Below are 26,568 nucleotides of genomic sequence, written 5' to 3' on the forward strand. Positions count from 1 at the left end.
GTTGGATGGCCTAGAAAAATGATGAAACAAGGGGTACAGAGGAACAGTTCTGTTGCAAATAATATCTGGTCTTTGTTAACTAATTCCCCTTAAAACTGGAATGATCATGTTAATAGTTGTAATGGCTTTATTAGTTACAGCACTTGCAGCATGTAGAAATAATCGTAATCCTGAAGAGGTTGCTACAGCGTATTTCGAATATGGAAACAGCCTACTATCCAATTAAACGATAGTAGGCTGGCTGTTAAAATGATTTAAGAACTGGGTTATGTTCTAAATGATAAGATTTCATTATCAAAAAGATTATTACTAGTCCTCTCCACAAACAAAAACACTCTATCACTTCGGCTCCAAATTTAACACCTTCCCTTCTATCCCCTCCGTATTCAATGTAGTCGTATGATACGTGCCATTTACCCAATCATCTATTTGATCATGATACCAATCACTTCTAAAATGTCCTGATTGTCCTGGTCCTACGATATGATAACCGTTTGACATATCTTTCGTATCAATAACGAATCGCCAAGAAGCTCCGTGATTGACAATACCGTTATCTCCGTAACTCGCCGCTTGAACGGTAACTTGACTTCCGCCAATTGGAACTGGTTTCTCACGATTAAATGCTAGTAACGCTAACATACTAGATGATTTTGAGATTGGATGTGTAAAAGCAAGTTGATGGTAATCGCCCCACTTCCACTCTGTAACATCGGGTCCATATTCCTTCTGTAATTTCTTCATTACATTCTCGTACGATGTATGCACAACTTTTGTGAAGCCCCCGTATTTCTTAAACCAAGCGCTATTTTCTCCTGCTACTTCTTTTCGAATCAATTCATCCACAACTTGTGACTTCCCTTCAAATAACTCCATCACATCTTTCGGTATTTCTTTTGAAAATAACGTATTTGAAATCTCTTTCATTAACAAATGGAATAGTAACGGTGCCGCCTCATCTTTACTATCGTAAAAATTCCACTTCGTTAATTGTTTTACACCTTCTTTCTCTACTTCATTTAAAGATACTTTATTTAACTCTTTTAAAAATATAGGAGTAAACTCTTTCCCGTATAAATTTTTTTGATCCATCTGTAATTTTTCTAAATCTTTCACTGTATATTTTTCCTTCTCTTGTAAAAACTCTTGAATACGCATTTGCCTATATGGCTGCGCCCACGTATTACTAATATGATACGGATAATTATCATCTACAATTTTATTATTCGCAGTTGAAATAAACCCTTGTTTTGGATTGATTACTTTTGGAAGCTGATCATACGGAATATACCCTTCCCATTCATATTCATCTGTCCATCCTGGAACAGGTAAACTACCATCACCTTTTTTACGCACTGGTATATTTCCATTTGCTTTATAAGCAATTGTGCCGTCGTTTGATGCAAATACAAAGTTTTGAGTTGGGGTATGGAAATCTTGAAGAGCCGTTTCAAACTCATTCCAGTCTTTCGCCTTATTCATATTTAATACAGCCTTTAATTCAGCGGAAGGCTCCAAAGCAGTCCATTTCAAAGCGAATACTGTTTTCGTTTTCTTCTTCCCCTTATCCGCAAACTCTGAAATAACTGGACCATGCCTCGTAACGGTAACGTTATACGGTATTGTCTTTCCGCCTTTTACTTTAATAGATTCATCAACCACTGTAGCTTTTTCCCACTTATCGTTATACAGAAATTCATTTTCATTATTAGGATTTCTCTTCTCAATATATAAATCTTGCACATCAGGACCTGTATTCGTAACGCCCCATGCTATTTTGTCATTGTGTCCTAATATAACCCCGGGTACGCCAGCGAAAATAACGCCACTCACATGTAAATCTTTCATCTCAAGTTTCGATTGATACCAAATAGAAGGTGTCGCAAGTGATAAATGAGGATCATCCGCTAAAATTGGCTTACCAGACGCACTCTTCTCACCGCTTATAACCCAGTTATTACTACCATTAAACTCTGGTGGAATGATTGCTTTTGCAAAACTTTGTGCTACGTTTACATTTGTATTTTTCAGTTCAGCTAGCAATCTAGGCGCATCTTTCGGATATGTAGGAAATAACTCATTTACTTGCTCTTTCGGCAAATTTTTCAGCGCCCAATATCGAAATGCCTGTCCGTGCCAATGTCCGCCTAAATCAAACGCCATATACTTTCCAATTGTTAACGTATCAACAATAGACCATTCAGCAGGTTCGTAGCCTAATATAGTAAACTCGACCGGCAATTTCTTTTCCTCTTTTGCCTCACGTATAAAAGCGTTCACCCCATCAGCAAATGACTGCAGAGCAAATTTCGCTTCTCCATCATATTGGCTAACAGACGCTTCGGCTGCTCGCCGTAAACCGAGCGTTCGAAACAACTTATCTCGATCAACAGCTGCTTCCCCCACAACTTCACTTAACATCCCAGAAGCCTGCCTTCTACTTAAATCCATTTGAAATAATCGATCTTGCGCTTGTACATACCCTTGCGAAAAATATAAATCATGTGCATTTTCCGCTTTAATATGTGGTACTCCTTTACTATCTCGCTTTACCGTAACAGCACGTTGTAAATCCTCTAGTTTTATCGTTCCATCTATCTTTGGCACAGATTTCAGCGTATATATGTTTAAAAAAATCGCTGTACAAATAACTAATAAAAGAACGATACTACTAGACCAAATGAAAATTTTCTTACCCCTAGTTCGTTTCTTCTTTATAACAACTTCCATATAACCCCTCCTTTCTCAAACTATTCGCTTCTATTTTGAAAGAACCTTTTTGAAAAGTTGAAAACCCCCTTCATTTTCCTACAAATGAAGGGGGAATTTTTATCGTTTATTACGCCAGCTTTCATTATGACCAAGATTTGAATCGGTCGCTAATTGTACATCATATAATATTTCACTAAAGAAATACTTATCTACTTCTTTTGGCACAATGCGTCTTTCATCATCAATTTCATCGTATTCATATGAACCACGATTCACTGTACCTGCTTTATAAAATTCAATATCATACACACATATATCTTCTTCATCTTCATAGCCAATCGGCGCTCCGCTAAATGACAGTTGTGCCCCTAATCCAGTGCGAGTATCTTCTTTATAAAACGTATAATACACACCGCCATCTTGAACTGATCCGCGAATCCATCCAAGTTTCGTCATCTTACCGAATAACGAGCGACCATTTAATAAAATACCACCAAACCTCTCAACAGTAACCTTATCATTTTCCTCTACTACAAACACTGGACGTTCCATTTGTAAGAACGGCTGGACAATCTTAGAATGTTCCAGTTGCTCTTTCCACAATTCCTTTTCCGTTTCGGATAATTCTAACGGATGAATGAAACCAATCACGGTTCCAGACGAAAATTCATGATTCTCTCCTATCACCGAATAAAACGTACCATCCTCCGCATAACGGAACATTTCCAGTAACTTTCCTTCCGTATATTCACCCCAAATAAGTGAAGTTGCAAATTGCTTCATAATTGGATTCTCCAGAAATAGCGCCTTCCACGAATCGTATGACCAATAGCGCTTTCTTGATAGAGCAGCTTCCAAACGTTGTTTCTGCATGGAAAGAGCACTTCGAAGCTCTTTCTTTAAAGTGGATACCTCTCTCTTAGCTAATTCAGCTTTTTCTATATCATCTTTTGCATTCGGCTTTGGAAGTGACTTCATACGTTTCCCTTCTTCTGTCTCTAATTCAATTTTTGACTCTGCAGTTAATATGGCCGTAAAACACCTATTCCCAAAATCAATCTCCTTCTCACCACGTATATTGAAACCAAGATTTGGTACCAGTTGATCTTCCAGCTCCTCTTCCGTTATACTACGTGTTTTTGCAGCGAGACTTAGTGCTTCTTTTGCCGCATTACGCACTTGTTTATGTTTATATTTAAAGGCCATTGCATGAATAGACATAAGTGCAAGCTTAGATGAGGACAAGCCTAAAGCCCGAACAGCATCAGCTGCAATTTTCCCTCGCATATCGAGCACCCATTCATCGATTTGCTTTTTCAGTATGCCGACCATTTTGTCATCACTATATATTCCATATAACGAAAGAATACCGCGTTTCTTCACATCTGCATCTTGAGAAATCCATGTTTGATATATTTCTTGCACACATTCTTTCAAGTCCTGTTCATTTAAAGTACTCCCAATCGCTTCAACTTCTTCTTTCTTCTCGATAACAGAATCTGAAATGTACTGCCGCAAATAAGCTAATGGAATTGTAGCATCGGCAATTTCATTAGAATGACGAAGACGGATTTGTGGTTCATCCCCAATCAATTGCAGAAGTGAATTTCTTTTTTGTTCCGTTACGATACGGCCACAAAGTTCTTCTATATTTTCTGCGCTTCTCCCCACTTCAAGTAATGGAGCAAATTTCTCGGCCAAAGAGACATTCTTCTTATCTTGCAAAGCTTCCTGTACAAGTTCTGTATATTTTTCGATCTTATACTCTATAAGCAGTTTCATCACATTTTCACGAACAATTTTCTTTTTATTATGAAGTTCAACCGCTACATATTCTGCCGCTTCTATGTCTTTTGAAAGCAGCTCAACTATAGACTTACGTAATTTTTTAGATGAATCACCTAAGTTTTTAATTAAAACTGGACGTATTTCAACCTTGTTATCTCTTGCTAATTCATTCAAAATATACGCTTTTGCCTCAGCAGAATACGTATCAAATCGTTCTATTATGTATGCCTGTTCTTTTACAATGATTGTAACGAGCGCTTCCTTCGCTTTATTTCTCTCTTCTACATAATGTGAGACTTGTTCAACTGAATAATCGATCAGCTTTTCCTTACTTAGCCCGTAAGAAAGTAGATCTTCTATTATTTGTTCTGGTTCTATTCCTCTAATTGAACACTCATACAGAAGTTCATATAAATTAAAACTATATACATCTCCAAATTGCAAGGTAAGTGCCGCTTCTCTTTTTGCTACATCATCTATATCCCAAAGAAGTACAACTTCTAAAACTGGCATATCCCAATACATATTTCTATATTTCGGGTTTGTAAGTATTTGCTTCATTTCATCAAATGACAATTTCCCGAGTAAATAATCACGATACGTATCCCGCACCGTAGACAACTTAAGTTGCAAAGCAGCGATAAAAAATTCTTCTCGCATTCTCCCTCTATTTAACTCATGTCCTTTTTCAGCTAACGTTCGTGCGATTATGAGGTAATTACTTTTACTTACATACTGCAAAGTACGTTGAACAAATTCAGGATTTTCTTCCGCCACGGAGCATAACATTTCATATTCATACGCTTTACAAAATTCTTCATTATTTAAATCATGTTGCCTCAGGCGGTGCGCAAAGAATCTTTCCTCAGAAATCCAAAACTGTTTACAAAAGCTTTGAATTTCATTATAGGTTTTCTTATTTACACTCCCTGTTCGTTTATAGTTTTGAGGCTGATTGAGAGTTTGACACACGTAACGCGTAGCATGATTTATAAACCCCCACACGTTTTTCTTTGCTAATATTTCCACATATCGCCTCGCAACGTTTGAATACTTATGAACATGAAATAATAGTCGCCAAATATAGTCTGGTAAATTTCCACCTAAAAATAATTCCCTATCACTTTCATCTTTTATATATCTTTCAGTTGCTTCAATCTTTTCCTTTTCCCCATTCAAATTCAAAATAAATTCAGCATGTTCTTTTAATCTCTCTTCCAATAAAGAGCTATACGTATGGAACCTCTCATAATCTACTTCAAACATTACGAGAAGTAGTGATAGTTGCTGTTGATTTGATAATTTTAATAGCTGCTCTTCTATATAATTCGGATTCTCATCTATTAATTCTCGAAGAAAAACATATGCCTCATTTACATAACTCGAAATATTAGCTAAATATTTACAAGAAATTACTACAAGTTTATCCAATGGAAGTGCACTTTTCTCTAAATAAACCTTCATATTAGCAAAATCCACATATTTAAACCTTATTATAAGAACATTTAACAACTGTTCTCCTAATAAATAATAGAATAATCGTAAGAAAGCTGGATCTTGCTTATATACCTTCCTAAAATCATTTATAAACTGATTTGCAAAATCACTTCTTTTTTGATCTCTAATTGTCGTTAGTTGTATATTATTTAAAATCTCTTCTTCTCTCGTTTTTAAATAACGTAATGATAATTGTTCCTGCTCTTCTGTCATATGAATATATTGAAATAAACGAGCTGTATTTATAGTCAAACTTTGTTCCCCCGCATCTGTTGATCCATTATAAAAATACCCTTATTTACTTGTATGTAGTATAGCATAAAACTCGCAATAACGAACATACATTCTACATTAAGTTAATGTAAATTAAAACACACTACTCAAAACACTTCTCCTTCTCTCTAAACTACCCATTACACACTTCTCTCCACCATATTCGATACACCAATTCCTCAAAATCCCCTTCACATAAGCGAGCGTTCTCTTATTATGTTCAAACGCAATTTTAAGCGCCTCTAATACTCTCTCTCCTGAAACTTTTCGTATCCATTCTTTCAATTCCTTCACGATATATGGGGATAGACTACTTATATGTTGCTCGTAAAACTTATAAACTTCACTATGTAGAGTGTCCTCTTCCACTTCCACATCTTTTATTTCTTCAACAACTTCTTGTAAACTACTAGTATCCTCTTCCTCTGGCATACCAAAATACTGCAATAACAATGGGATCTTCCATTTTTCTTCCAGACATGTACGTAAAAACATATGTATGAATTCTTTATTTTTTACAGTCTTTAACTCACGTAACACACATTTTTCTACATTCGTATTTAAAATAGGATTATAGTGTAGCCAATTTATTATATATAACTCTTTCGTTTCCGCATCGTATAAAATTTTTCCGTATTCTACAAACCTATTTAATAACTTCTCAACAGTCTCCATATTGTAACCTGTTTCAAGTTCTGCCACACGCTTCGGTAATACGTAAACTCCACATTGCTTCGTTTTCGTACCAGTTAACAAATATATGTAAAAATAACGCTCCTCTGGCGTTAAATCTAATATGAATTCATCTTGCCAAAAGTTCACTTGCACATTACGGTACACCGCCATATGTTTACCTCCCCCTCGCACTTATAAAAAGGCAGATTTCAATCCTTCAATATACATATAGGAGTGAGGGATTGGTTTTTGCAGTTGAATTCCAAATTTTTTTAACTACTACAACGACGGTTTTATTTTTTCGCGCTTTTTTGTTCTTGTAGTTGTTTTTGTTTTGTTTTGTTTTTTCTTTTCTTAGTGATTTATTACTTGGTAGGTGCTTATAAGGGGCTTGGAAGGGGCTTAATAAGGGCTTATATAAAAAGGAGCTGTTCCAAATTCTCATTTTGGATAGCTCCTTTATGATTCTTTCTATTTTTGACTTGCATCTAACATCTTCACTAAAAAGGAAGCTGCTTCACCACGAGTTGCTGTCCCTTTAGGATTAAACTCATTATTTCCAACACCAGTAACTACTTTTAAGCTATATAATCGTTGAACAGGCTGTTTATATGTGATCAAATGTTTATCCCTAAATGGCAATGCAACTAATTCACCTGTAACACCGTTATACTGTAATGCGTTGTCAATCATGATCGATGCTTCTTCACGTGTGATAGATGCGTTAGGATCAAAAATCCCGCCACCACGACCGTTAATAATTCCCGCACTTGCACTACGTTTAATACCGCTATGAAGTGATGGATGCGCTTTATTAATGTCTACAAATGACTTATTTCCTTCCGGTAGCTTGAGAGCATTTGAGATTAATGTTGCAAACTCAGCTCTCGTAACATTACGATAAGGCGCAAATACACCATTTCCTTCACCGTTCATAATTCCTAGGCTGTTCAGCTTACGAATGTTCCCTTCAAACCATCCACCTGTAATATCATCTTTTGGTTTTTGTACTTCTTTATGTGGCATATTATAGTTTATTTTAATCCAACTTGGGTTATAGAAAATCCACTCATCGTTACCTACTTTATACCAACCATTTTTAACTGCTAACACTTTGTAACGATCTCCGTTTGAAGCTTTACGAACGATATGATGTTCAAGTCCCGAACCACTACGTACGTTTATACCATCACCATTCACTACAAGCTCCATATTAGGTTCAGCTGGATTATATTCATTGGAATCAAATAACTCATTTCTTTCTTGTAAAGGCGAATCAATTTGTGCGTTAACATTTGCATACCATTGAATACCTTGTACGAAGCCAGTCCAATTCCCACGGGAAATTAAAATATCAGGACAGTTTTTCCCGCTCCATTGTTGATGCCTATAAATGTGGTCCGCACTAATACCTTCTTTGTTCATTAAATAACCTGCAAGTCTCTTTGCATTCTCTAACGCTTTATTGTAATCTCCATCTTGGTTAACTGAAATTTCAATCCCGATAGATTCTCTATTTCCTAATCCATCCCCATCTCCTGCATGCCAACCGTTTTCATTTGTTGGTAAGTGCTGATAAATTTGTTTATCGTCTACAGTAAAATGCCATGAAGCTGTTCGGAACGTACCTTCCGTTGCTTGTTTATACAAATACTTCGCATGGTTTTCAGCATTTGCACCGCGGGCAGTGTTTGCAGTTTCGTGAATTGTAATATAACGTGCTTTCATCGGATTAGCTGGGCGAATATCAGGGTTTCCTGCTGGAACAATCCACTCTACAAATGGAGTACCTGCAAGCGTTCCATATTTCTTCGTAGTCATCGATGCGCTATACTGAATAGCTCTCCGTTTTTCAACCGGCTTCATTTCGCGAGTAGAACCATCATTTCGACCATCTACATGTTCAAAAGCTTTTTCAATGTTTGAAATAGCTTCTTCTTCCGCTACTTGGCCTTTTTTCGCTTCTTTCATTTTATGTAATTCTTCTGATTCAGAATATTTATGCTTATATTCTTCTAAAAGAATTTTCTCATTTCCTGATACTTCCGCTTCATTAATTTGCATGTGATCAGGAGTTTCTAGATTGAAATCAGAATAACGTAACCCGCTCGTTCCACGTTCCCCTTGTGCAATACTAAGCTGGTCAGTATGAGATTTGTTTATCTCTTCTGCTGATAGTGATAAAGGTGCACTCCCTAAAATCACTAAACTTGTTGATAGTGCGATTACTCGTTTTTTTATATTCATTGCTGTAATCGATATCTACACTGTTCGTGTAAATATCTCAACCTCCCTTTATTTTCTCAATCGTGAAAGACTATGAATCTACTATGTATGAAAATATGTTTATTCCACCTTTTCATTTTATCCCCAGAAGGCGAATTATATTTTCTAAAAAATCCCTTAACAGACATTATTTTATAACCAATTGCTATTGCCGTCAAAAGAACTTGTCCCCTTTTGCACACTACTACTTCTCAAAAAATAGATTAGGATACCTTTTACTGTTTTGCTTCAACAAGAAGGATGTTTATAATTTTTCATAACTATCAAGTCTCTATTAAATAAATGCTGTTTCCTTTTACTTTTCTCTTTGAAAATATTAACATTTTTACATTCTTACGATAATATAGATGTAACCTTTTACATTGAAAAGAGTTTTATTTTGCAAAAATCCCTCATATTGATACCTGAAATGAAGAAGACCAAAAAATGATAAAAAAACGAGAGTACATACGATATTCAGCAGATGGGATATATTTTGAAGGGCTTGAAAACATAGTTAAACTATTAAAACAAAAAGTACAAGTTTAATAGTAGTTAAAGGGGATGAACTGATTGTTACATACGATTGTTTCCGATAAAGCGAAGTACCATTATGAAGGTGATTTTTCTGAAGACTTACCAATTGATCAAGCTTTTGTACATACTGGTATGTTTTTAGGATGGATACTTGAACATAATTTATTTAGTGAAGAATTTGAAGAAGAGTCCCTAGACGAAATTAAACAGTTTAAACTTAGACAAATGACTGGCACAGAAATTTATATGAACTGGGATGGCGTTTTGGCAGACGACATGTTAAATGACGAAGGCAATCAATTCGCGATGTATTACTTTAATAATGATGAGGAATGGAAGTATATAAGTGATTACTCAGACGTTTTTATAGACGAAGAAACTCTCTACCACGTAAAAGATACTTGGAAAAACTATTTCAAATTAAAAGAAGTTATTGATAATAGCTATAATTTTTGGAAAGACAACTTACAAAAAAGATAATTAATAAAGTCGATTTCTTATCTCCATAAGGAATCGACTTTATTAATATGTAATTTGCTGATTAACAGCTTACCCAAAGATCATTATCATTTTACTAACGATACTATTACTGATACCGAATTATCTATAACAGAACGTTCTGGACGTGATTTCATTAACACTGTTAATCCAATTAAAAAAGTGACTAATGTTTGCGCTACTGCTTTAGCGTTCAAATCACTTTGTAATTCTCCTGATTGAATTCCCTTCGTAATTAATTCTTGAAAAACAACCGTAAGATACATTTGATGTTCTCTAGTCAGTACTTCAAATTTTTCATTATGAGGAGCAAGTTCGACCATTGTGTTAATGCAAAAACAGCCTTTACTGAACTCTTTTTTATATTCCTCTTCCACCATATTTTCAAAAAACGTCCGAATCGCTTCTTTTACAGATTGTTCTTTTTGAAGTTTTGTTCGTATATTAGCCGCATGTAAATTTGTATATCTCCTTAATGCTGCTTCAAATAACCCCTCTTTATCACCAAATGCTGAATATAAACTCGGCTTTTGTATTTCCATTTTAGCAGTTAAATCGCTTAATGAAGTAGCTGCGTATCCCTTCTCCCAAAAGAGTTGCATAGCAGCATCCAAAGCTTTTTCTTCATCAAATTCGCGTAGTCGTGCCATTTAAAACCATCTCCTTTCTACATCTAATTATTAAGGTTACACATCACTATTTATGTACCAATCAGTATATTATATATCGTATTAGATTATAAACGGTGTGTCAAAAAATCTTATCAAATTCAAAAAAACTTGACATATAGGTTTCTCCAATATTATATTTTACTTACAAAATAACATACCGTTCGGTACGTTATTTTTAACAATACAAAAAGGAGCTGATTTTATGAATAGTAAAGAAAAAATGCTGACTATTCTAAAACATACTCATATACATTCATCTGTTCATGCACCCATGTCTCGTTATATGACTCTATTATTCGCAATAGCTTGCGGGATGGCTGTGGCAAACATATACTTCGCTCATCCACTACTTGATTCATTGTCAAATGAATTTAAGATTAGTCATTCAACTATCGGTATCGTAATTACTATTACTCAAGTTTGTTATGCACTCGGTTTACTTTTATTAGTTCCACTCGGTGATTTATTAAATCAAAAGAAAATAATCATTGTCCAAATGCTTTTATCTGTTTTCGCTTTAATTATAATTGGGTGTGCTCCCTCAAGCACCGTACTTTTTACAGGTATGGCCTTAGTAGGAATGCTTGCAACTGTTACGCAAACACTTGTCGCATATGCATCAATTTTAGCTAATCCAGCCGAACGTGGGCGCATAGTAGGTTTCGTTACAAGTGGCGTTGTAATAGGTATTCTCCTTGCTCGTACATTTGCAGGCACATTAACAGATTTAGCTGGATGGCGATCTGTTTATCTCACCTCCGCTATTCTTTTACTCTTCGTAACTGTTTTGTTACACAAAAATTTACCTACTCTTGGACATAAACAAGTGACAACTATGTCTTACCGAAAATTAATACACTCTGTTCTCTTATTGTTTTTAGAAGAACGACTTTTACGCGTTCGCGGAATATTAGCATTGCTTATTTTCACTTCATTCAGTATTTTATGGACTTCTTTAGTATTGCCGCTAAGTGTTACACCACATAATCTTTCGCATACAGCTATTGGTGCATTCGGCCTTGCTGGAGTTGCAGGTGCATTAGCTGCTACTAAAGCTGGACAATTAGCTGATAAAGGATTCGGACAAAGAACAACTGGCATAGCCTTATCATTATTAGTACTTTCATGGCTCCTAATTAAATCTATTAACCATTCTCTATTATTACTAATTTTCGGCATTATCCTTTTAGATTTAGCGGTGCAAGCTGTACATGTCACCAATCAAAGTATGCTTTTCACAGTGCGTCCTGAAGCGAGAAGTCGACTCACTGCCAGTTACATGATTTTTTATTCTATCGGTAGCGCAACAGGCGCCATTCTTTCAACAAATATATATGCAAAATATGGTTGGGATGGAGTATGTATATTAGGTATGTCTGTTAGTGCTTGTGCTCTTTTATTTTGGACAATGACTTTAAGACAATCATCAAAACTAAAAGAAGAATAATTCATTTGTGTATTTATTAATACGTGTTTTGTTACAAGACTATAGAATAGCATTTACTTTTTAACACAAATCAACGGCATTTTCATATGAAAAATGCCGTTGATTCACAATTTCATGATAAGAAATCCTATACTAGCGAAATACATCTATTGCAAATTCCCTTTAACATTTTCGACAATCTCGTTTATCGTATTTCGATCAAACTTATCACTAATTTCGTATGGCTCACGATCTCCTACTAATTGTACACCTACAATATCATTGCGGTCCTTACCATATTGCACTTCAATAATCGATCCACGCTCTATTTGCTTCCAAACAAGACCCGCTTCATCTTTATTATCTAACACAATACAGTCCTCAATATTTTCGTCAATCCCAATTAACTTGTTATCATCCATATATCCCACCTCGTATTGTTGACGTTCTTTCGCTTTTCCGCTTACTACTATACCTTTGCTTCCATATGAGTAATCCGTATAATCCTTTTTCTCCGATTGTATCGCTTTCGGCTCTTTTGCTTCAGTTTTTTCAGTATTTCCACAACCCACAATCATACTAATTGGCATCACTGCAGTTAATACTATTCTCGTAAATTTCTTTATCATTTATAACCAACCTCACATGTTTAACTTTACATTCCATTTATCCCCTTACCAAATAATAACATGATAATACCGAGAAAGAGTCAAAGTTAAAGTGAAATTTTAATCATTAGTTTTTTTATGCTAAAACTCTATGTAAAAAGCTAAATTTTCAAAATCACTAACTGAATTATCAACAAATGATAGAAAGTAGACATCCTATTCACATAAGATTTAAAATTAGGAAGTATGGAAAACATGATAAAAAATATAGGTTAGTTGTTCTCAATTAAAATGGTTTTTACATGAAGAAAGGAAGTGCACAGCTTTGGATTTTAAAACAGTTATGCAAGAGCTTGAAGCTCTAGGCAAGGAACGAACGAAAAAAATATACATATCTAACGGTGCGCAGGAACCAGTTTTCGGCGTAGCTACAGGTGCTATGAAACCAATCGCAAAAAAAATAAAAATAAACCAAGAGTTAGCAGAAGAACTTTATGCCACAGGCAACTACGATGCTATGTATTTTGCAGGCATTATTGCGGACCCGAAAGCTATGAGGGAGTCTGATTTTGATCGATGGATAGACGGAGCGTATTTTTATATGTTGTCTGATTATGTGGTGGCAGTTACTTTATCCGAATCAAATATCGCTCAAGAAGTTGCTGATAAATGGATTGCAAGTGGTGAAGAGCTTAAAATGTCTGCAGGCTGGAGTTGCTACTGCTGGCTTTTAGGAAATCGCAAAGACGATGAATTTTCTGAAAGCCAACTTTCCGATATGCTTGAAATGGTGAAAAAGACAATCCATGATTCGCCAGAACGAACTAAATCCGCTATGAATAATTTTCTAAACACTGTAGCAATTTCCTATGTACCACTACACGAAAAAGCAGTCGAGATTGCAAAAGAAGTTGGTATAGTTGAAATAAAACGTGATAATAAAAAAAGTAGTTTGCTAAATGCTGCAGAGAGTATTCAAAAAGAACTTGATAGAGGAAGACTTGGGTTCAAGCGTAAACATGTAAGGTGTTAGATGATTAAAAGGGTGTCAATCTAAGTAAGATTGACACCCTTTTTTAATGAGAAAAATGAATGAATTCCCCCTGCACACCTTATCCGTTAAACATTTCTACATTCAATTTATAAACTCTATCTCTTTTCTCATCGTCTTTAATAAAAATAAGCTTTCCTTCTTTAACAAATCCTTCTAATAGTAAGCATACTTCTCCATATGCTTTCGGCTTATTCGTTGTGAATCTTTCATCTGATATTTTTCCAGCTCGTATTAATTGTTCACACAGCTCAAGTGCACTTATTTCTTCAGAATCCATTAATTCCAATATATCTCTTTGCAATGGTGATAAAGGTACTGGTATTTCAGCTACCTCCACCTTTTCTTTCGCGTTTTCTTCTTCAAATAAATCTTCAAATGAAATTTGATTCATTACTTCTTTTCCTTTCTAACGATTGATTTGTATAAAGCGTAGTTATTGTTATGTAGTACGTACCTTAATACATACATGTCAAACTCATGTACATCGTTTCATATAGTATATTTCGATTATACCAAATATACGTTCTGTTTTCTATCGTAGAATGGAAAACAAAACATTTTACTGTATGTATCATCATTAAATAACGCTGAATATCAATTATCCACATGTTTGGTTATATTATCAAAATTCCATCCATATTACGGAAATAAATGACAAATAATTATAACTTACATGTTACAATTACGATGCATGCATTTAGTTGTATTAAATGCATGCATCGTAATGAGTATATTTAATAAAGTTAAATGAAACTGGGGAGGCTTGCGCAAATGGGGAAGAAAACAAGCAAAGCTAAAAATTTTTTCGGATTCGTAATCACCGCAGCACTAGTAACTACAACGATGATAGGTACAGCTAATGCACAAACAACTACGAATAGCTATAAGGTAGCTAGCAATACGAACACTGTATTTACAGATGTACCAAAGGACCACTGGTCAAAAGATGCTATTGATTACTTAGCAGCAGCAGGGATTTATAAGGGGTATGGAAATGGGAAATTTGGTTTTGGCGACAATGTTACTAGAGGACAGGTAGCTTCTTTAGTCAATCGACATTTAGGTTTAAAAGTAGACGATAAACAAGGAAATATGTTTAGTGACATTACAAATCATATGTTTGAAAAAGATATTAAAGCCATTGCGCAAGCTGGAATTATGACAGGTGATGGAACAGGTACATTCCGTCCAGATGATGTATTAACTCGATATGAGATGGCAGTAATATTACAAAAAGCATTTCATTTAGAATCAAAAGAACAAGGGAAATTTAAAGACGTACCAAAAGGTCATTGGGCTTATGAAGCTGTAAATACACTGCGTAGTAACCGTATAGCACAAGGTGACGGGTCAGGTAATTTTAACGGAAACACATTTGTGAAGCGTGAGCAGTATGCACAATTTTTCTATAATGCAATAGCAAAAAACAGAAATTATAATTTCAACATCAATTCAAAAGAAGAACTGAAACAAATGTTAACAACCGCTTTACAGAATGGAACGTTTGGTCCATTTACATTAAATTCATTGCGTAAAGATATATCTGAAGTAAAAAAAGAATATGGAGTGCCTGATGTTTTGAAAAAAGCACCATGTACAGAATGTGATGCACCTAATATAGCGGTATACGGCGATTATAATATTGATATGTACCCTTGGGACGCTAGATATATATGGGTGAAAATGGATATTTCTATCGATGAATTAAAAGAGTGGTTTGGTGAGCCCGATTTAATCGGAGAGGATATGACTAGCGAAGGCTTTATATATAATCGAGGAAGCTATTCTCTTTATTTCAGCTTCTCTGATGGTTATATTCAACGCGCTGAAATATCTAAACGTGAAGATCGTTAATAAGTTACAAACAATAAAAAAATCCTTCCATTTACTTTTACATGTAGTTAATCCCTCTCCATACTACCTTTACAAATGAAGATCATTTAGCCTAGTCTTTCATTGGTCAGTATAAAAAAATCCACCCAACTCAAATGAATTGGGTGGCGCTATACTATAAAGAGAATTTGCTATTTGTATTACTTCAATTTCCCTTCAAAAACAATTTTTCTACCGCACGGTTCTACTACTGTTTTGCCGTCTTTCTTCACCTCATGAAAGATTGGCTCTTCCATGCGGCGAGACGGTGCGTAACCTTCTTGTTCCATACGTGCTAAGCAGTCTGTAATTGTTTCATTTTCGAGTACTTCAAATTTCTTTTTATTAGGTTGTTTTGTCATGCCCTAACCTACTTTCTATTTTTCTTGATGCGAATTGATTCTTCATGTAAATCATATATAACATTGCGAGAATTCCCATTATAATCATAACCGCAATAAAAAAGCTTGTATACTGTATTTTTTCTATAAATACGCCTCCTAATACAGGCCCCAGTATACTTCCTAAACTAAAGGCGATTCCAGATAATATATTACCTGCTGGCAATAAGTGTCTCGGTAATAAATCTGTCATAAATCCAAGTCCTAACGAGAAGCACGATCCAATGACCATACCCGCTAACAACATGCAGGCAAAGACGATCCAATAATATTGATCAAATACGGCTGCAAGCAAGAAAATGCCCGTACTTATGCAGAACGTCCACGTTAAAATACGATCCCTTCCGTATTTGTCACTTAATATACCGAGCGGAATTTGTGTAATAATGCCCCCAACTGCAAATGCTGGTAATAAGAAGGATACTTCTGAAACGGACCATCCTTTTCGAAGCGCGTATACTGGTAAGTTACTGTTTAACATTGCTTCCAGTACGCCATATGCAAGTGGTCCCAGCAGTGCAATCCATCCTAATCCAACAACTTGTTTATAACGAGAAAATGATGATTCACTCTTCACTTCTCTTTCATCTTGCGCCGGGAATGCATTTTTTGTTGGAAGTAATAGGAGCCAACCTATTAGACAAAGTATAGTAGATATAATAAATGGCGTTGCAAGACCGTACTGAACTGTGCTTGCTAAATACGGACCGACGGCAAAACCAATTCCGAAGAATACACCGTATATCGATACTTGTCTACCTATTTTACTCGGATCCGATGTTGTCGTAATCCATGTTTGTGTTCCGACATGTAGCATATGATCTCCCACGCCAACTAGAAATCTAAGGATAAACCATACCCAAAATGAAAATGTTTGTGTAAAAAAGAATAATGAAATAATAACGAGAAACCCACCACTGACAATAATTGGCTTCATTCCAAACTTTTGCATCGGTTTTTCAAGAAACGGTGAGATCACTAATATCCCAATGTATAGTGCTGTCGCATGAATACCGTTAATACTTGAACTAACCCCTTCTTGTTCAAAAATCATTGCAATGGCCGGTAAAAGCATTCCTTGTGACAAACCCGAGATTGCTACAATCCCAACCATAATCCAAAAAGTAAAACGCATTGACATTCCCTTTCCCTCTCCTTCTCACGCTTTCCACTTTTCATTATAAACTGTTTCTGCAAATGCGTGTACGAATATTCGCAATAAAAAAGAAGCTAAAAGAATGAATCTTTTAGCTTTTTATCCTTCCCAAACTTGTGCTTTCACATTGTTATGGAATTGCTTGAAATACGGATGTTTATAAAAAGCAGTTTCATACAAATAATGATGCGAATGAACAATTGGTGTCTGTTGTATTTGTAACGGAACTACAACTGGTGAAACTTGCATATACAGCGGAGCTATCATCATTTTTGTATACACATGATGATTATATGGAGAATGCGCAATTAAGAACGGATGGTGCATAGATAATCTCCCCTTTTACTTACAATGTTATAGTATATGCAATATCTTTCATTTCGGGGATTATTTCTGTTCTAACCAATCCTCTACATGCTTTATAAATACATCTAAACAATCAATAAACGGCGAATGACCGCAATCTTCTAATACCTTCAACTCTGCATTTGGCAAATGTTTTGCTAACTCCTCACCGACTACTTGCGGTACGACATAATCTCTGTCACCTTGTATGACGAGTGTTGGTGCTTTAATATGATGAATTTGCTTACTTCCCTCTACAACCCCATTATGTTCATCTGAAATATTAAATGTAATGAGCGCATAATTCACATCTACGAAATTACGTTGCGTTAACATATCGTCTAAATACTTTTCATAACGGTCTGGTTCAGGTTGATTATGTGTATATATTAATAAATTCCATACTGTACGGTAATATAATTTATTCATATTTTTTATCGCATCTAACACTGGTGCAATCTGTACGGGATCTTGTGCAATTTCTTCTTTCGTCTTTACTAAGCTTGATACGATTGGTTGCCCGTTTATATCCTTTTTAAAAATCGGATACCCTTTCATGCCCACTGATTCTACTAAAATTAACTTTTCTACAAAAGTTGGGTGATTCGCTGTAAATTGCATTGCAACACCACCGCCCATTGACCAGCCCATTAATGAAAATTTCTTTAGTTTTAACCCGTCGATAAATAATTTTACATCTTCTGCAAAGTCTTGTATTGAATCTATCGCTTTATTATACGTTGATTGACCAAATCCCCTTAAATCGAGAGCGTAAATATGGTATTGATCTTGCAGCTTTTCAATAACTAAATCAAAGTGTTGTGACGATGTCATGTTCCCGTGAATAAGTACAAGAATATCTGTATTTTGCCTTCCAACTTCCTGATACGCAATCGTTTCTCCGTTCGATAGTGAAACAAACTTCATTGTTGCAGGCTTAATCATCACAAGTTCCCCCATTCTATTTAAATAGAAAGAAAATTCTTTACTTACTTAAAGAATAGCACGTAGAATATACGTTCGCAACATAAAACCTATAAGAATTTTTTACATAAATCAACATGTCTATTACTAGACAATTATAATAAAAAAGTATATAGTTAGCTAGGTAACTAATTTGAAAGGATCAACATACATGGACGAAAAACAACATTTTTTTCACATTGTCAGCCAGACTTCTCGCAAGTTTACGAAGAAATTTAATGAACGCGTATCTCCCACTGGGTTATTTAGTGCGCAATGGGCTGTAATTTTCCGTATTAATCAAACTGGTTCTTGTACGCAAACAGAATTATGTCAGTATTTAAATGTTGAATCACCAACGATGACTCGTACGTTAACACGTATGGAAACGATGGGATGGATTATTCGTACTGAAGGAAAAGATCGCCGTGAGAAGCTCATTTCGTTATCAGAAACAGCGATAAAAATGATTCCGGTATGGCAAGAAGAAGTTGATACTTTTGAAGAAAAGACGCTAGAAGGTATTAACGAAGATGATTTACATCAAGCATTTCAAGTGTTACAACAAATTATTAAAAACTTAGATTAACTTGGAGGGATGACCATGCAAAGTGAGAAACTTTGGACGAAGGATTTCCTCGGAACTTGTTTTAGTAGTCTATTTCTCTTCTTAACATTTTATATGCTTATGACTACTTTACCCGTCTATGTAATAGACGGCCTAAAAGGAAAACCTGAGGAAATTGGTTTAGTTGCAACTGTTTTTCTTATTTCATCTGTTTTATGTCGACCATTCACAGGAAAATGGCTCGATGATTTAGGAAGAAAGAAAATATTATTTATTTCACTTTCACTATTTTTAGCCGCTACCGTTATGTATTTCGGTGCACAAAGTTTATTTTTATTACTAGCCCTTCGCTTCTTACATGGTATTGGGTTCGGTATGGCAACAACTGCAACTGGTACGATTGTCACAGATGTTGCGCCAGCTCATAGACGAGGCGAAGCACTTGCCTATTTCGGCGTATTTATGAGTCTGCCGATGGTAATTGGTCCTTTTTTAGGTTTAACAATTATTTCTCATTTTTCGTTTACTGTATTATTTATCGTTTGTTCCGTATTTTCATTACTTGCATTTTTATTAGGACTACTTGTCAATATTCCGCATGAAGCACCTGTAAGCAAACAAAAACGAGAAAAAATGAAATGGAAAGACTTACTTGAACCATCTTCTATTCCAATCGCTCTTACAGGATTTGTTTTAGCCTTTTCTTATAGTGGTATTTTATCCTTTATTCCTATTTATGCAAAAGAGCTCGGTTTAGCTGATATTGCAAGTTACTTCTTTATTTTATACGCACTTGTTGTTGTCATTTCTCGTCCATTTACAGGTAAGATTTTTGATCGCTTCGGTGAAAACGTACTTGTTTATCCAGCTATTATTATTTTCACAATTGGGATGTTCATTTTAAGTCAAGCACAAACTTCATTTTGGTTCCTTGGTGCAGGTATGCTAATCGGTTTAGGTTACGGAACATTAATTCCTAGCTTCCAAACGATTGCGATTTCTGCCGCTCCAAACCATCGACGTGGTTCTGCGACAGCTACGTACTTCTCATTCTTTGATAGTGGTATTGGCTTTGGTTCTTTCATTTTAGGTATCGTCGCGGCGAAATCAAGTTACCATAATATGTATTTTATCGCAGCTATTATCGTTGCTTTCACTTTACTTCTATATTATGGATTACACGGCCGCAAACAAAAATTCAAGAAACAACGTACAGATGGACAAATATCCGCTTAACTTTTATAAGGAAAGTAAACTTCCCCGTTTACTTTCCTTATTTTGTATTTCTTTCAATAGAAGCGTATACTTATAATAGAAATAAAAAGGAGGGACCGCTATGAAACTAAAAAAATCTCCCCTACTCTTACTTATAATCACATTCATATTTGTAATTACAGGGCTCGGTTTTACATACTTCAAACATAATAAAACGACTCCATCGAAAAATAACGTGACGAAGAAAAATTGGTTAGACGATCCTTACTTACGTTGGTCATACACACATATGAAAGAATTTACTTTAATTAATGATGTAAAAAACAAACCTGATCAAATTGCTCGCTTCCCATCTGCATTGCAAAACTTAGACGATTTTGCTGTAGAGCGTAGATTGGGAAATACAACTCCTCTAAAAAAACTTTTAGATGATAACAAAACAGATGCGTTTGTCGTTGTACACAATGGACAACTTGTTTATGAACGATATTTTAATGGATATAACGAGAGTGAACCTCATGGCATGGCATCATTAGCAAAGGTATTTACTGGAGCAATAATACAATCTCTCGCTGAAGAAAACCGTATTGATTTAGAAAAAACAGCTGATACATATATAAAAGAATTAAAAAATACACCATTTGGAAAAGCAACACTACAGCAATTAATGGACATGCAAGTTTCTGTGGAATACCCTACTCACGGATACGAACATCCAGCGTTAGAAAATCAAGATGCACAACTATACTTGGCGAGCAATATTTTACCTCGAGGTAAAAATTACGACGGCCCGATGAAAATTTATGATATGTTACGAGAAGCAGAAGAAACTGCACCGCCTGGTTCCGATTTTTCTTACGATAACGGATCAGCAGAAACACTCGCTTGGATTATTCGAACGATCACTGGGAAATCATTAGCTGAAAACGTTAGCGAGCGCATATGGTCTCAAATTGGTATGGAAGAAAACGCGTATTACGTAACAGATGAAACAAAAGTTGAACAAGCAAGCGCTGGTTTAAATGCAACTGCTAGAGATATGGCGAGATTCGGACAATTATTATTAAATAACGGGGAATATAACGGAAAACAAATTCTCCCTTCTTCTATTACTGAAGATATAAAAAATGTGCAAGAAGGTGAACTTGCAGTTGGCCCTGGAGCTTCCATTTCTTATCATAATCAATGGTGGATTCCGCATAATGAACAAGGTGCTTTTGAAGTGTTAGGTAGTTACGGACAAACACTTTACATCGATCCGAAAGCGAATATGGTAATTGTCCACTTCTCTTCTAACGCTACGCCAAGTAATGAAATCCATTCCGTTTACTCCAATATGTATATTGATATTGCACATCATTTAGAGAAGCTTCCACAGTAGTGGAAGCAGGAGTTTAAACCTTACATGTATGACTATTTGATTGAACACACGATCTGTTGTGTGGAAACATCAATATATCTAAAAAAAGGAGCTCTCTTCATAAAGAGAGCTCCTTTTTTTATTTCTTCTTCTTTTCTGTCGGTTGACTTTGTTTAGCGAAATTAGATGAATCATCGAAATTTGGTTGCTTTTTACCAGCATTATTACTTCTACCTTTTCCCATATGTAATACACCTCCCCTCATCCTTACTATTCCCAATAAAAAAATCCTCTTGCATCCAGAAATTTTTTTATTGTCCCTTATTCATAAGGCACCACTGTTCTCGTAGTACTTCCAACACCCCATTACCCTCATCACGTTTATTCATAATGAAACTTTTTATTAGCAATCCAATAATACGTTACGAAGAGTGTCAATAAGATCCAAACTATAGTTAGTACTCCTGTAATTATTGCGTTTGAATGTACGCCCCCCGTAACTAACGTTTCCATTGCATACTTACTCATACTAGCTGGATTAAGCTGATTCATTATTGGATTCAAACCGACCATTACTCTACAGGCTAACAGGAAAACAATTGCAATTAATGCAATCATACCTTGACTGTGAAAAATAGCACTTATCATTGTTGTAAAAGATACGATAAAAAGAATCCAAATTAGATACAATAGTAATCCAGTAATTAGGTGCGCGAATGGAACAGCGCTAAAAAGAAAATTTACATATAGATAAGAAGTAACGTATCCAATTGTTACACTACAAGCTACCATTAAATAGTTGGCCACTATTTTCCCACCTACATATGAAGTAACAGTAACGGGTCTTGTTAAAATAAAAGCCAACATACCATTGGCTTTATCTGTTTGAATAGTACCCATCATAGATATCACTAGAATCATAAGTCCGAGCTGATCAAACTGGGATCCCAAAGTACTTGCTAATACTTCGCCTCCTTTTTGTGTTGCCATATTTGGATCAATGATAATTCCCTGCCCTCCACCTAACGCTTCTAAAATTGATGGTACATAATGAGTTACTATCGGTTGTGTCGCGCCTAAAAATATAAAAACAATTGGTAGCCAAATGATCTTAAAATCACGTAACATTTGAACATATTCTTTTTTTATCAATACAATTGAGTTATTCATTTTTGCACCACCAATTTCAAAAAAATTTCTTCTAAAGTATCGTTGCTCATTTCAAATTTAACGATGTTCACTTTATGTTCGAGTGCATTTTGCAATAACATATTTTTGTTGATTTCGATACTTTCAACCTTCACTTTGATTTTAAGCCCAACCACTTCTACGTCCTTCACATACGGTAATTTTTTTACAACTTCAATCCACTTTTGATCTTTAGTTGTTATTTCAATAATCAATTTATTTTCACTATTACGGTGTAAAAGTTCGGTAATCGTTGTGTCTTCTATTTTTGTTCCATCTTTTATAATGACAAATCGTTCACAGATTTCTTCTGCATCGCTTAAGATATGGGTTGATAATAAAATGGTTGTATCTTTTTTTATTTCTTCAATCAGATTCAATACTTCTCGCCGGCCGATCGGATCTAATGCGGATACCGGTTCATCCATGACAATAAGCGAAGGTTTATGCAATAATGCTTGTGCAATACCAAGTCGTTGTTTCATTCCACCAGAAAATGTACTAACCTTTGCGTTTTCTTCGCCCTTTAGTCCAACTTTCTCCAAAATCTTTGGAATCAACTTTGACAATTCTTCTTTTTTCAATCCCGAAAGTTGGCCCATAAACGTAAGCGTTTCTCTCGCTGTCATCCAATAAAAAAAATTAGGATATTGAGGTAAATAACCAATTTCTCTTTTCATTTTTGATATTTTTATCCCATTCAATAAAACTTCACCAACAGTTGGATGAATAATATCCGAAATTACTTTTATTAATGTAGATTTCCCTGCTCCGTTTGGTCCAATTAATCCAACGCATTCCCCCGCTTGCAGTTCCATCGAGAAATTATTGACAGCAGTTTTTCTTTTAAATGATTTTGTTACATTTTTAATCTCTAGTTTCATAATTTCTCACTTTCCTTTCTCCCTATAACAAAGTAGAAAATAGGTCCCAATATATTAACGAAAAGAATAATGAACGTCCATACAAGTACATTTTTTCTTGTTTTTCTATGTCGGTATAAATCAATGAATGCAATGAAAACTAAAAGTACCCCCACTGCAATAACTGGCAATATAATGGGTAGAAAAGTCATAATATCAATGTCTTTAAGATCATTCAATCCATAATGTAGTTGCATTATTGTCATTCCTCCCTAAATTCATTCTCATTATTGATAATGATAAATCATAAGCGAATGAATTGCAAACATTATTCTCATTATTTATAATGAGAATAAAAATATATAATAAATAAGGTGAGTGAATGAGTAATAAAGTTGAAATTTTAATGCATCCGGTAAGAATGAAAATTTGCCAAGTGTTAATGAGAAATAAGGAAAATGGGCTAACACCATTAGAAATGGTAAAAATCATTAAAAATGTACCACAAGCCACACTATATAGACAGCTACAAACTATGGTTGATTCTGGTATCGTCCATGTAATTAAAGAAAAAAAGGTAAAATCTGTTTCTGAAAAATATTATGCAATCAATGAAGAAGATGCAAAAATTGAAGGAAGTGAGTGGAAAGAATTATCTAATGATGAAAAGTTAAACTACATTTCCTATTATCAGTTATCACTTATGACACAATATCAAAGTTACCTTAAGAAATTAGAGGAACAAAACAGTCAAGAAGATACTGCTACTTTTTCTGTAGTGGAATTAAAGCTAGATGAAGAACACTTTGGAAAATTTCAAAGCGAACTTAACGAATTAATGATTAAATACTACAATAGCCAAAATAAAGATGAAATAGAGGCTCCGGTTCGGACCATCGCTATTACAATTATTCCAGAAACGTGAACTCACTCAACATACATAATACAAGCCGATGATTCCTTACCGTAGGAATCATCGGCTATCTTCATTTTGACTTTTGCTGTATGACTGGCGAAAAAACAGAACTTGAAGCTGAAATGTTTTAAAATCTAGAATTCGAATGTGCTTAAAGTTGCTATCTATATTACATGAATTCTTTTCTCGTGTTAATCTCATACGATCCACACTCTCTCCAAACACTTTTAAAAAAGAAGCATGGGTAAACTAACAAATATAAATTAGGGATCCACCAAGACATATCAAAATCTAAACGAATTGTCCAAAATGCTAGAGCTTGTAATCCTGAGCAAAAAGTTAAAATTAATGATAGAAATGCAAAGTGGCTCCAAATATGTTTTTGTTTAGAATGCAAATACAAACTTAAAAATCCCGTTAACGAGATTAACAAATCTAGAGGCAGGAAAGACCAATTCCATGCTACTAAAATAGGATCTTCATAATCTTTAAACAAATATTCTTGCGGAATCATATGAAAAATTGTTATGAGCCAATATATAACAAACCCAACATCAGTAATAAGGAAAAAATACTTTAATCGATTCAATGTATACGTTCCTCCACCATTTCTTTTTTCTTCGCTTCATGTGCCGTACTATTAAAATTTAATATTACGACTCCAACTAAAATAAAAAGAATTGCTAGTATCTTAATTATATTGATACTTTCTCCAAAATAAATAAAGCCAATTGTTGTAATCGTTACAATTCCCATACCTGACCACACCGCATATGCTACGGACATTTCCATCCCTTTTAATGCAAATGACAGAAATGCAAAACTTACTACATAAAATACAAAAATAAGAATGCTTGGTACAAGTTTCGTTAATCCATCAGATAGTTTCATTGCAGTTGTACCTGCTACCTCAAATAAAATTGCTAAGCATAAATAAATCCACTGCACTACTCTCCCACCTTCTATTTCGAATTAGAAATGCCATATAGTAACATATCCATAATAGATTCCAGCATACTTCCTAATGTATGATCACTTTTTTCGATAAACATCGGATCATATATGCGATTCAGTGCCCCCAAATAGACTTCAATAAAAAACGGAATTTGAATTTTTCTTATGCTTCCTTCTCTCATTCCCTCTTCTATTAAACCAATTACAGTAGACCACCCTTCACGTAAAAACTGATCTAATTTTAACCATTGGTAATAATGATGTTTTTTTAGTTCTACTAATAAACGTGCATCCATGAATGTAAATTGTTGTGGAATGCAAATTAAGATGAGTCTTATTTTTTCAACTGTTTGTAACGTATCATCTTCAGCGATATTTTTTTCCTTTTCTTGAATACTTTCTATTACATTACGAATAACTTCATCTACTATTTCATCTTTTGAAGAGAAGTGCTCATAGATTGTCCTCTTACTGACAGCTAATTGTTTTACTAAATCACTAATTGTAAATGTAAACCCCTTCGTTTGAATTTGATGAATGGTTTCTGTTACTATTCTTTGTTTCATAATCCGCCCCCTAAACCTTTGGTACCAATTTAGTTTTTTTGGTACCATTTCATTTTACAATATTTAACACAATGTATACAACTAACATTTCAAATTTTCTTATTTTTAACTCAAAACAGGTAAACATAAGAGCGTTGAGAATCATACCTGCATATTTAACAATCAAGTGAATGTATAAAATAACACTCATACATGAA

Annotated in this window: 26 protein-coding genes; 8 read left to right on the forward strand and 18 right to left on the reverse strand. The window is 34.8% G+C overall.

What is annotated here, in order from left to right; genetic code table 11:
- Positions 1 to 339 precede the first annotated feature (339 nt).
- From MR147_RS10775 to MR147_RS10795, 5 genes are all read right to left on the reverse strand, one after another.
- Positions 340 to 2,730: a penicillin acylase family protein gene (locus MR147_RS10775; protein ID WP_074609291.1), complete on the reverse strand. Its 2,391-nt coding sequence runs from the start codon at positions 2,728 to 2,730 to the stop codon at positions 340 to 342.
- A gap of 99 nt (positions 2,731 to 2,829) precedes the next feature.
- On the reverse strand, positions 2,830 to 6,249 hold the full coding sequence (locus tag MR147_RS10780; RefSeq protein WP_242304143.1) for a DUF4132 domain-containing protein: 3,420 nt from the start codon (positions 6,247 to 6,249) through the stop codon (positions 2,830 to 2,832).
- Positions 6,250 to 6,363: 114 nt separating this feature from the next.
- Positions 6,364 to 7,116, reverse strand: coding sequence for a DnaD domain-containing protein (locus MR147_RS10785; protein WP_074609287.1), 753 nt, complete (start codon positions 7,114 to 7,116; stop codon positions 6,364 to 6,366).
- A gap of 46 nt (positions 7,117 to 7,162) precedes the next feature.
- On the reverse strand, positions 7,163 to 7,390 hold the full coding sequence (locus MR147_RS10790; protein WP_242304144.1) for a hypothetical protein: 228 nt from the start codon (positions 7,388 to 7,390) through the stop codon (positions 7,163 to 7,165).
- 26 nt (positions 7,391 to 7,416) lie between these two features.
- A complete protein-coding gene (locus MR147_RS10795) occupies positions 7,417 to 9,192 on the reverse strand; it encodes an S-layer homology domain-containing protein (protein WP_242304145.1) in 1,776 nt (591 codons plus the stop codon).
- Between the two features lie 591 nt (positions 9,193 to 9,783).
- Between MR147_RS10795 and MR147_RS10800 the strand changes: the two genes are divergently transcribed.
- Complete coding sequence (locus tag MR147_RS10800) at positions 9,784 to 10,227, forward strand: DUF7832 domain-containing protein (RefSeq protein WP_242304146.1); 444 nt, start codon at positions 9,784 to 9,786, stop codon at positions 10,225 to 10,227.
- A gap of 86 nt (positions 10,228 to 10,313) precedes the next feature.
- Here MR147_RS10800 and MR147_RS10805 read toward each other — a convergent pair whose 3' ends face one another.
- Entirely contained in the window at positions 10,314 to 10,895 is a 582-nt protein-coding gene (locus MR147_RS10805) for a TetR/AcrR family transcriptional regulator (protein WP_242304147.1), read from the reverse strand.
- 223 nt (positions 10,896 to 11,118) lie between these two features.
- On the opposite strand from MR147_RS10805, the gene MR147_RS10810 reads away from it, so the two are divergent.
- Complete coding sequence (locus MR147_RS10810) at positions 11,119 to 12,363, forward strand: MFS transporter (RefSeq protein WP_242304149.1); 1,245 nt, start codon at positions 11,119 to 11,121, stop codon at positions 12,361 to 12,363.
- A gap of 146 nt (positions 12,364 to 12,509) precedes the next feature.
- On the opposite strand, the gene MR147_RS10815 is transcribed toward MR147_RS10810, so the two are convergent.
- Positions 12,510 to 12,971 carry a hypothetical protein gene (locus MR147_RS10815; protein WP_242304150.1) on the reverse strand — a complete coding sequence of 154 codons (462 nt, stop codon included), beginning with the start codon at positions 12,969 to 12,971 and terminating at the stop codon, positions 12,510 to 12,512.
- 304 nt (positions 12,972 to 13,275) lie between these two features.
- On the opposite strand from MR147_RS10815, the gene MR147_RS10820 reads away from it, so the two are divergent.
- Positions 13,276 to 13,983, forward strand: a complete 708-nt coding sequence (locus MR147_RS10820) for a DNA alkylation repair protein (protein WP_242304151.1) — start codon at positions 13,276 to 13,278, stop codon at positions 13,981 to 13,983.
- A 79-nt stretch (positions 13,984 to 14,062) separates the two neighbouring features.
- Here MR147_RS10820 and MR147_RS10825 read toward each other — a convergent pair whose 3' ends face one another.
- Positions 14,063 to 14,395, reverse strand: coding sequence for a DUF3895 domain-containing protein (locus MR147_RS10825; protein ID WP_242304152.1), 333 nt, complete (start codon positions 14,393 to 14,395; stop codon positions 14,063 to 14,065).
- Positions 14,396 to 14,775: 380 nt separating this feature from the next.
- On the opposite strand from MR147_RS10825, the gene MR147_RS10830 reads away from it, so the two are divergent.
- Entirely contained in the window at positions 14,776 to 15,858 is a 1,083-nt protein-coding gene (locus tag MR147_RS10830) for an S-layer homology domain-containing protein (protein WP_242304153.1), read from the forward strand.
- 179 nt (positions 15,859 to 16,037) lie between these two features.
- Here the strand turns inward: MR147_RS10830 and MR147_RS10835 are convergent, their stop codons facing one another.
- From MR147_RS10835 to phaZ, 4 genes are all read right to left on the reverse strand, one after another.
- Positions 16,038 to 16,238: an NETI motif-containing protein gene (locus MR147_RS10835; RefSeq protein ID WP_000166303.1), complete on the reverse strand. Its 201-nt coding sequence runs from the start codon at positions 16,236 to 16,238 to the stop codon at positions 16,038 to 16,040.
- Positions 16,222 to 17,418: an MFS transporter gene (locus MR147_RS10840; protein ID WP_074609275.1), complete on the reverse strand. Its 1,197-nt coding sequence runs from the start codon at positions 17,416 to 17,418 to the stop codon at positions 16,222 to 16,224. Before MR147_RS10840 ends, MR147_RS10835 begins: the two co-directional genes overlap by 17 nt.
- Positions 17,419 to 17,532: 114 nt before the next feature.
- Positions 17,533 to 17,760 carry a hypothetical protein gene (locus tag MR147_RS10845; protein WP_074609273.1) on the reverse strand — a complete coding sequence of 76 codons (228 nt, stop codon included), beginning with the start codon at positions 17,758 to 17,760 and terminating at the stop codon, positions 17,533 to 17,535.
- Between the two features lie 60 nt (positions 17,761 to 17,820).
- Complete coding sequence (gene phaZ / locus MR147_RS10850; RefSeq protein ID WP_001997860.1) at positions 17,821 to 18,738, reverse strand: intracellular short-chain-length polyhydroxyalkanoate depolymerase; 918 nt, start codon at positions 18,736 to 18,738, stop codon at positions 17,821 to 17,823.
- 175 nt (positions 18,739 to 18,913) lie between these two features.
- On the opposite strand from phaZ, the gene MR147_RS10855 reads away from it, so the two are divergent.
- From MR147_RS10855 to MR147_RS10865, 3 genes are all read left to right on the forward strand, one after another.
- Entirely contained in the window at positions 18,914 to 19,330 is a 417-nt protein-coding gene (locus MR147_RS10855) for a MarR family winged helix-turn-helix transcriptional regulator (protein WP_000343680.1), read from the forward strand.
- A gap of 15 nt (positions 19,331 to 19,345) precedes the next feature.
- Entirely contained in the window at positions 19,346 to 20,545 is a 1,200-nt protein-coding gene (locus tag MR147_RS10860) for an MFS transporter (protein WP_001190334.1), read from the forward strand.
- Between the two features lie 100 nt (positions 20,546 to 20,645).
- Positions 20,646 to 21,905 (forward strand): serine hydrolase domain-containing protein, encoded by a 1,260-nt coding sequence (locus tag MR147_RS10865; RefSeq protein WP_242304154.1) that lies wholly within the window; start codon positions 20,646 to 20,648, stop codon positions 21,903 to 21,905.
- A gap of 360 nt (positions 21,906 to 22,265) precedes the next feature.
- Here the strand turns inward: MR147_RS10865 and MR147_RS10870 are convergent, their stop codons facing one another.
- Genes MR147_RS10870 through MR147_RS10880 form a run of 3 tightly spaced genes read right to left on the reverse strand, consistent with a single transcriptional unit; the run spans position 22,266 to position 24,192 of the window.
- Positions 22,266 to 23,054 carry an ABC transporter permease gene (locus tag MR147_RS10870; RefSeq protein ID WP_242304155.1) on the reverse strand — a complete coding sequence of 263 codons (789 nt, stop codon included), beginning with the start codon at positions 23,052 to 23,054 and terminating at the stop codon, positions 22,266 to 22,268.
- Complete coding sequence (locus MR147_RS10875) at positions 23,051 to 23,956, reverse strand: ABC transporter ATP-binding protein (protein WP_242304156.1); 906 nt, start codon at positions 23,954 to 23,956, stop codon at positions 23,051 to 23,053. The genes MR147_RS10870 and MR147_RS10875 overlap by 4 nt, the downstream gene beginning before the upstream one ends.
- Positions 23,953 to 24,192, reverse strand: a complete 240-nt coding sequence (locus MR147_RS10880; protein WP_001175972.1) for a PLD nuclease N-terminal domain-containing protein — start codon at positions 24,190 to 24,192, stop codon at positions 23,953 to 23,955. The genes MR147_RS10875 and MR147_RS10880 overlap by 4 nt, the downstream gene beginning before the upstream one ends.
- A 125-nt stretch (positions 24,193 to 24,317) precedes the next feature.
- On the opposite strand from MR147_RS10880, the gene MR147_RS10885 reads away from it, so the two are divergent.
- Entirely contained in the window at positions 24,318 to 24,860 is a 543-nt protein-coding gene (locus MR147_RS10885; RefSeq protein ID WP_073542811.1) for a transcriptional regulator, read from the forward strand.
- A 160-nt stretch (positions 24,861 to 25,020) separates the two neighbouring features.
- Here the strand turns inward: MR147_RS10885 and MR147_RS10890 are convergent, their stop codons facing one another.
- Genes MR147_RS10890 through MR147_RS10900 form a run of 3 tightly spaced genes read right to left on the reverse strand, consistent with a single transcriptional unit; the run spans position 25,021 to position 26,371 of the window.
- Complete coding sequence (locus MR147_RS10890) at positions 25,021 to 25,440, reverse strand: YvaD family protein (RefSeq protein ID WP_074609263.1); 420 nt, start codon at positions 25,438 to 25,440, stop codon at positions 25,021 to 25,023.
- Positions 25,437 to 25,799, reverse strand: coding sequence for a DMT family transporter (locus MR147_RS10895; RefSeq protein ID WP_001198606.1), 363 nt, complete (start codon positions 25,797 to 25,799; stop codon positions 25,437 to 25,439). Before MR147_RS10895 ends, MR147_RS10890 begins: the two co-directional genes overlap by 4 nt.
- 14 nt (positions 25,800 to 25,813) lie before the next feature.
- Positions 25,814 to 26,371 carry a TetR/AcrR family transcriptional regulator gene (locus MR147_RS10900; RefSeq protein WP_242304157.1) on the reverse strand — a complete coding sequence of 186 codons (558 nt, stop codon included), beginning with the start codon at positions 26,369 to 26,371 and terminating at the stop codon, positions 25,814 to 25,816.
- Positions 26,372 to 26,568: the final 197 nt, after the last annotated feature.

Origin of the sequence: Bacillus cereus group sp. BfR-BA-01350 (assembly GCF_022663775.1) — a bacterium.
Lineage (GTDB): Bacteria > Bacillota > Bacilli > Bacillales > Bacillaceae_G > Bacillus_A > Bacillus_A paranthracis.

What these genes read in the sequence shown, in the direction of transcription:
- MR147_RS10840 (WP_074609275.1), bottom strand. Translation starts at nt 17,418, where the DNA reads ATGTCAATGCGTTTTACTTTTTGGATTATGGTTGGGATTGTAGCAATC.
- MR147_RS10825 (WP_242304152.1), bottom strand. Translation starts at nt 14,395, where the DNA reads ATGAATCAAATTTCATTTGAAGATTTATTTGAAGAAGAAAACGCGAAA.
- MR147_RS10885 (WP_073542811.1), top strand. Translation starts at nt 24,318, where the DNA reads ATGAGTAATAAAGTTGAAATTTTAATGCATCCGGTAAGAATGAAAATT.
- MR147_RS10880 (WP_001175972.1), bottom strand. Translation starts at nt 24,192, where the DNA reads ATGCAACTACATTATGGATTGAATGATCTTAAAGACATTGATATTATG.
- MR147_RS10790 (WP_242304144.1), bottom strand. Translation starts at nt 7,390, where the DNA reads ATGAGAATTTGGAACAGCTCCTTTTTATATAAGCCCTTATTAAGCCCC.
- MR147_RS10835 (WP_000166303.1), bottom strand. Translation starts at nt 16,238, where the DNA reads ATGACAAAACAACCTAATAAAAAGAAATTTGAAGTACTCGAAAATGAA.
- MR147_RS10845 (WP_074609273.1), bottom strand. Translation starts at nt 17,760, where the DNA reads ATGCACCATCCGTTCTTAATTGCGCATTCTCCATATAATCATCATGTG.
- MR147_RS10810 (WP_242304149.1), top strand. Translation starts at nt 11,119, where the DNA reads ATGAATAGTAAAGAAAAAATGCTGACTATTCTAAAACATACTCATATA.
- MR147_RS10865 (WP_242304154.1), top strand. Translation starts at nt 20,646, where the DNA reads ATGAAACTAAAAAAATCTCCCCTACTCTTACTTATAATCACATTCATA.
- MR147_RS10855 (WP_000343680.1), top strand. Translation starts at nt 18,914, where the DNA reads ATGGACGAAAAACAACATTTTTTTCACATTGTCAGCCAGACTTCTCGC.
- MR147_RS10785 (WP_074609287.1), bottom strand. Translation starts at nt 7,116, where the DNA reads ATGGCGGTGTACCGTAATGTGCAAGTGAACTTTTGGCAAGATGAATTC.
- MR147_RS10795 (WP_242304145.1), bottom strand. Translation starts at nt 9,192, where the DNA reads ATGAATATAAAAAAACGAGTAATCGCACTATCAACAAGTTTAGTGATT.
- MR147_RS10830 (WP_242304153.1), top strand. Translation starts at nt 14,776, where the DNA reads ATGGGGAAGAAAACAAGCAAAGCTAAAAATTTTTTCGGATTCGTAATC.
- MR147_RS10870 (WP_242304155.1), bottom strand. Translation starts at nt 23,054, where the DNA reads ATGAATAACTCAATTGTATTGATAAAAAAAGAATATGTTCAAATGTTA.
- MR147_RS10775 (WP_074609291.1), bottom strand. Translation starts at nt 2,730, where the DNA reads ATGGAAGTTGTTATAAAGAAGAAACGAACTAGGGGTAAGAAAATTTTC.
- MR147_RS10860 (WP_001190334.1), top strand. Translation starts at nt 19,346, where the DNA reads ATGCAAAGTGAGAAACTTTGGACGAAGGATTTCCTCGGAACTTGTTTT.
- MR147_RS10815 (WP_242304150.1), bottom strand. Translation starts at nt 12,971, where the DNA reads ATGATAAAGAAATTTACGAGAATAGTATTAACTGCAGTGATGCCAATT.
- MR147_RS10900 (WP_242304157.1), bottom strand. Translation starts at nt 26,371, where the DNA reads ATGAAACAAAGAATAGTAACAGAAACCATTCATCAAATTCAAACGAAG.
- MR147_RS10875 (WP_242304156.1), bottom strand. Translation starts at nt 23,956, where the DNA reads ATGAAACTAGAGATTAAAAATGTAACAAAATCATTTAAAAGAAAAACT.
- phaZ (WP_001997860.1), bottom strand. Translation starts at nt 18,738, where the DNA reads ATGGGGGAACTTGTGATGATTAAGCCTGCAACAATGAAGTTTGTTTCA.
- MR147_RS10805 (WP_242304147.1), bottom strand. Translation starts at nt 10,895, where the DNA reads ATGGCACGACTACGCGAATTTGATGAAGAAAAAGCTTTGGATGCTGCT.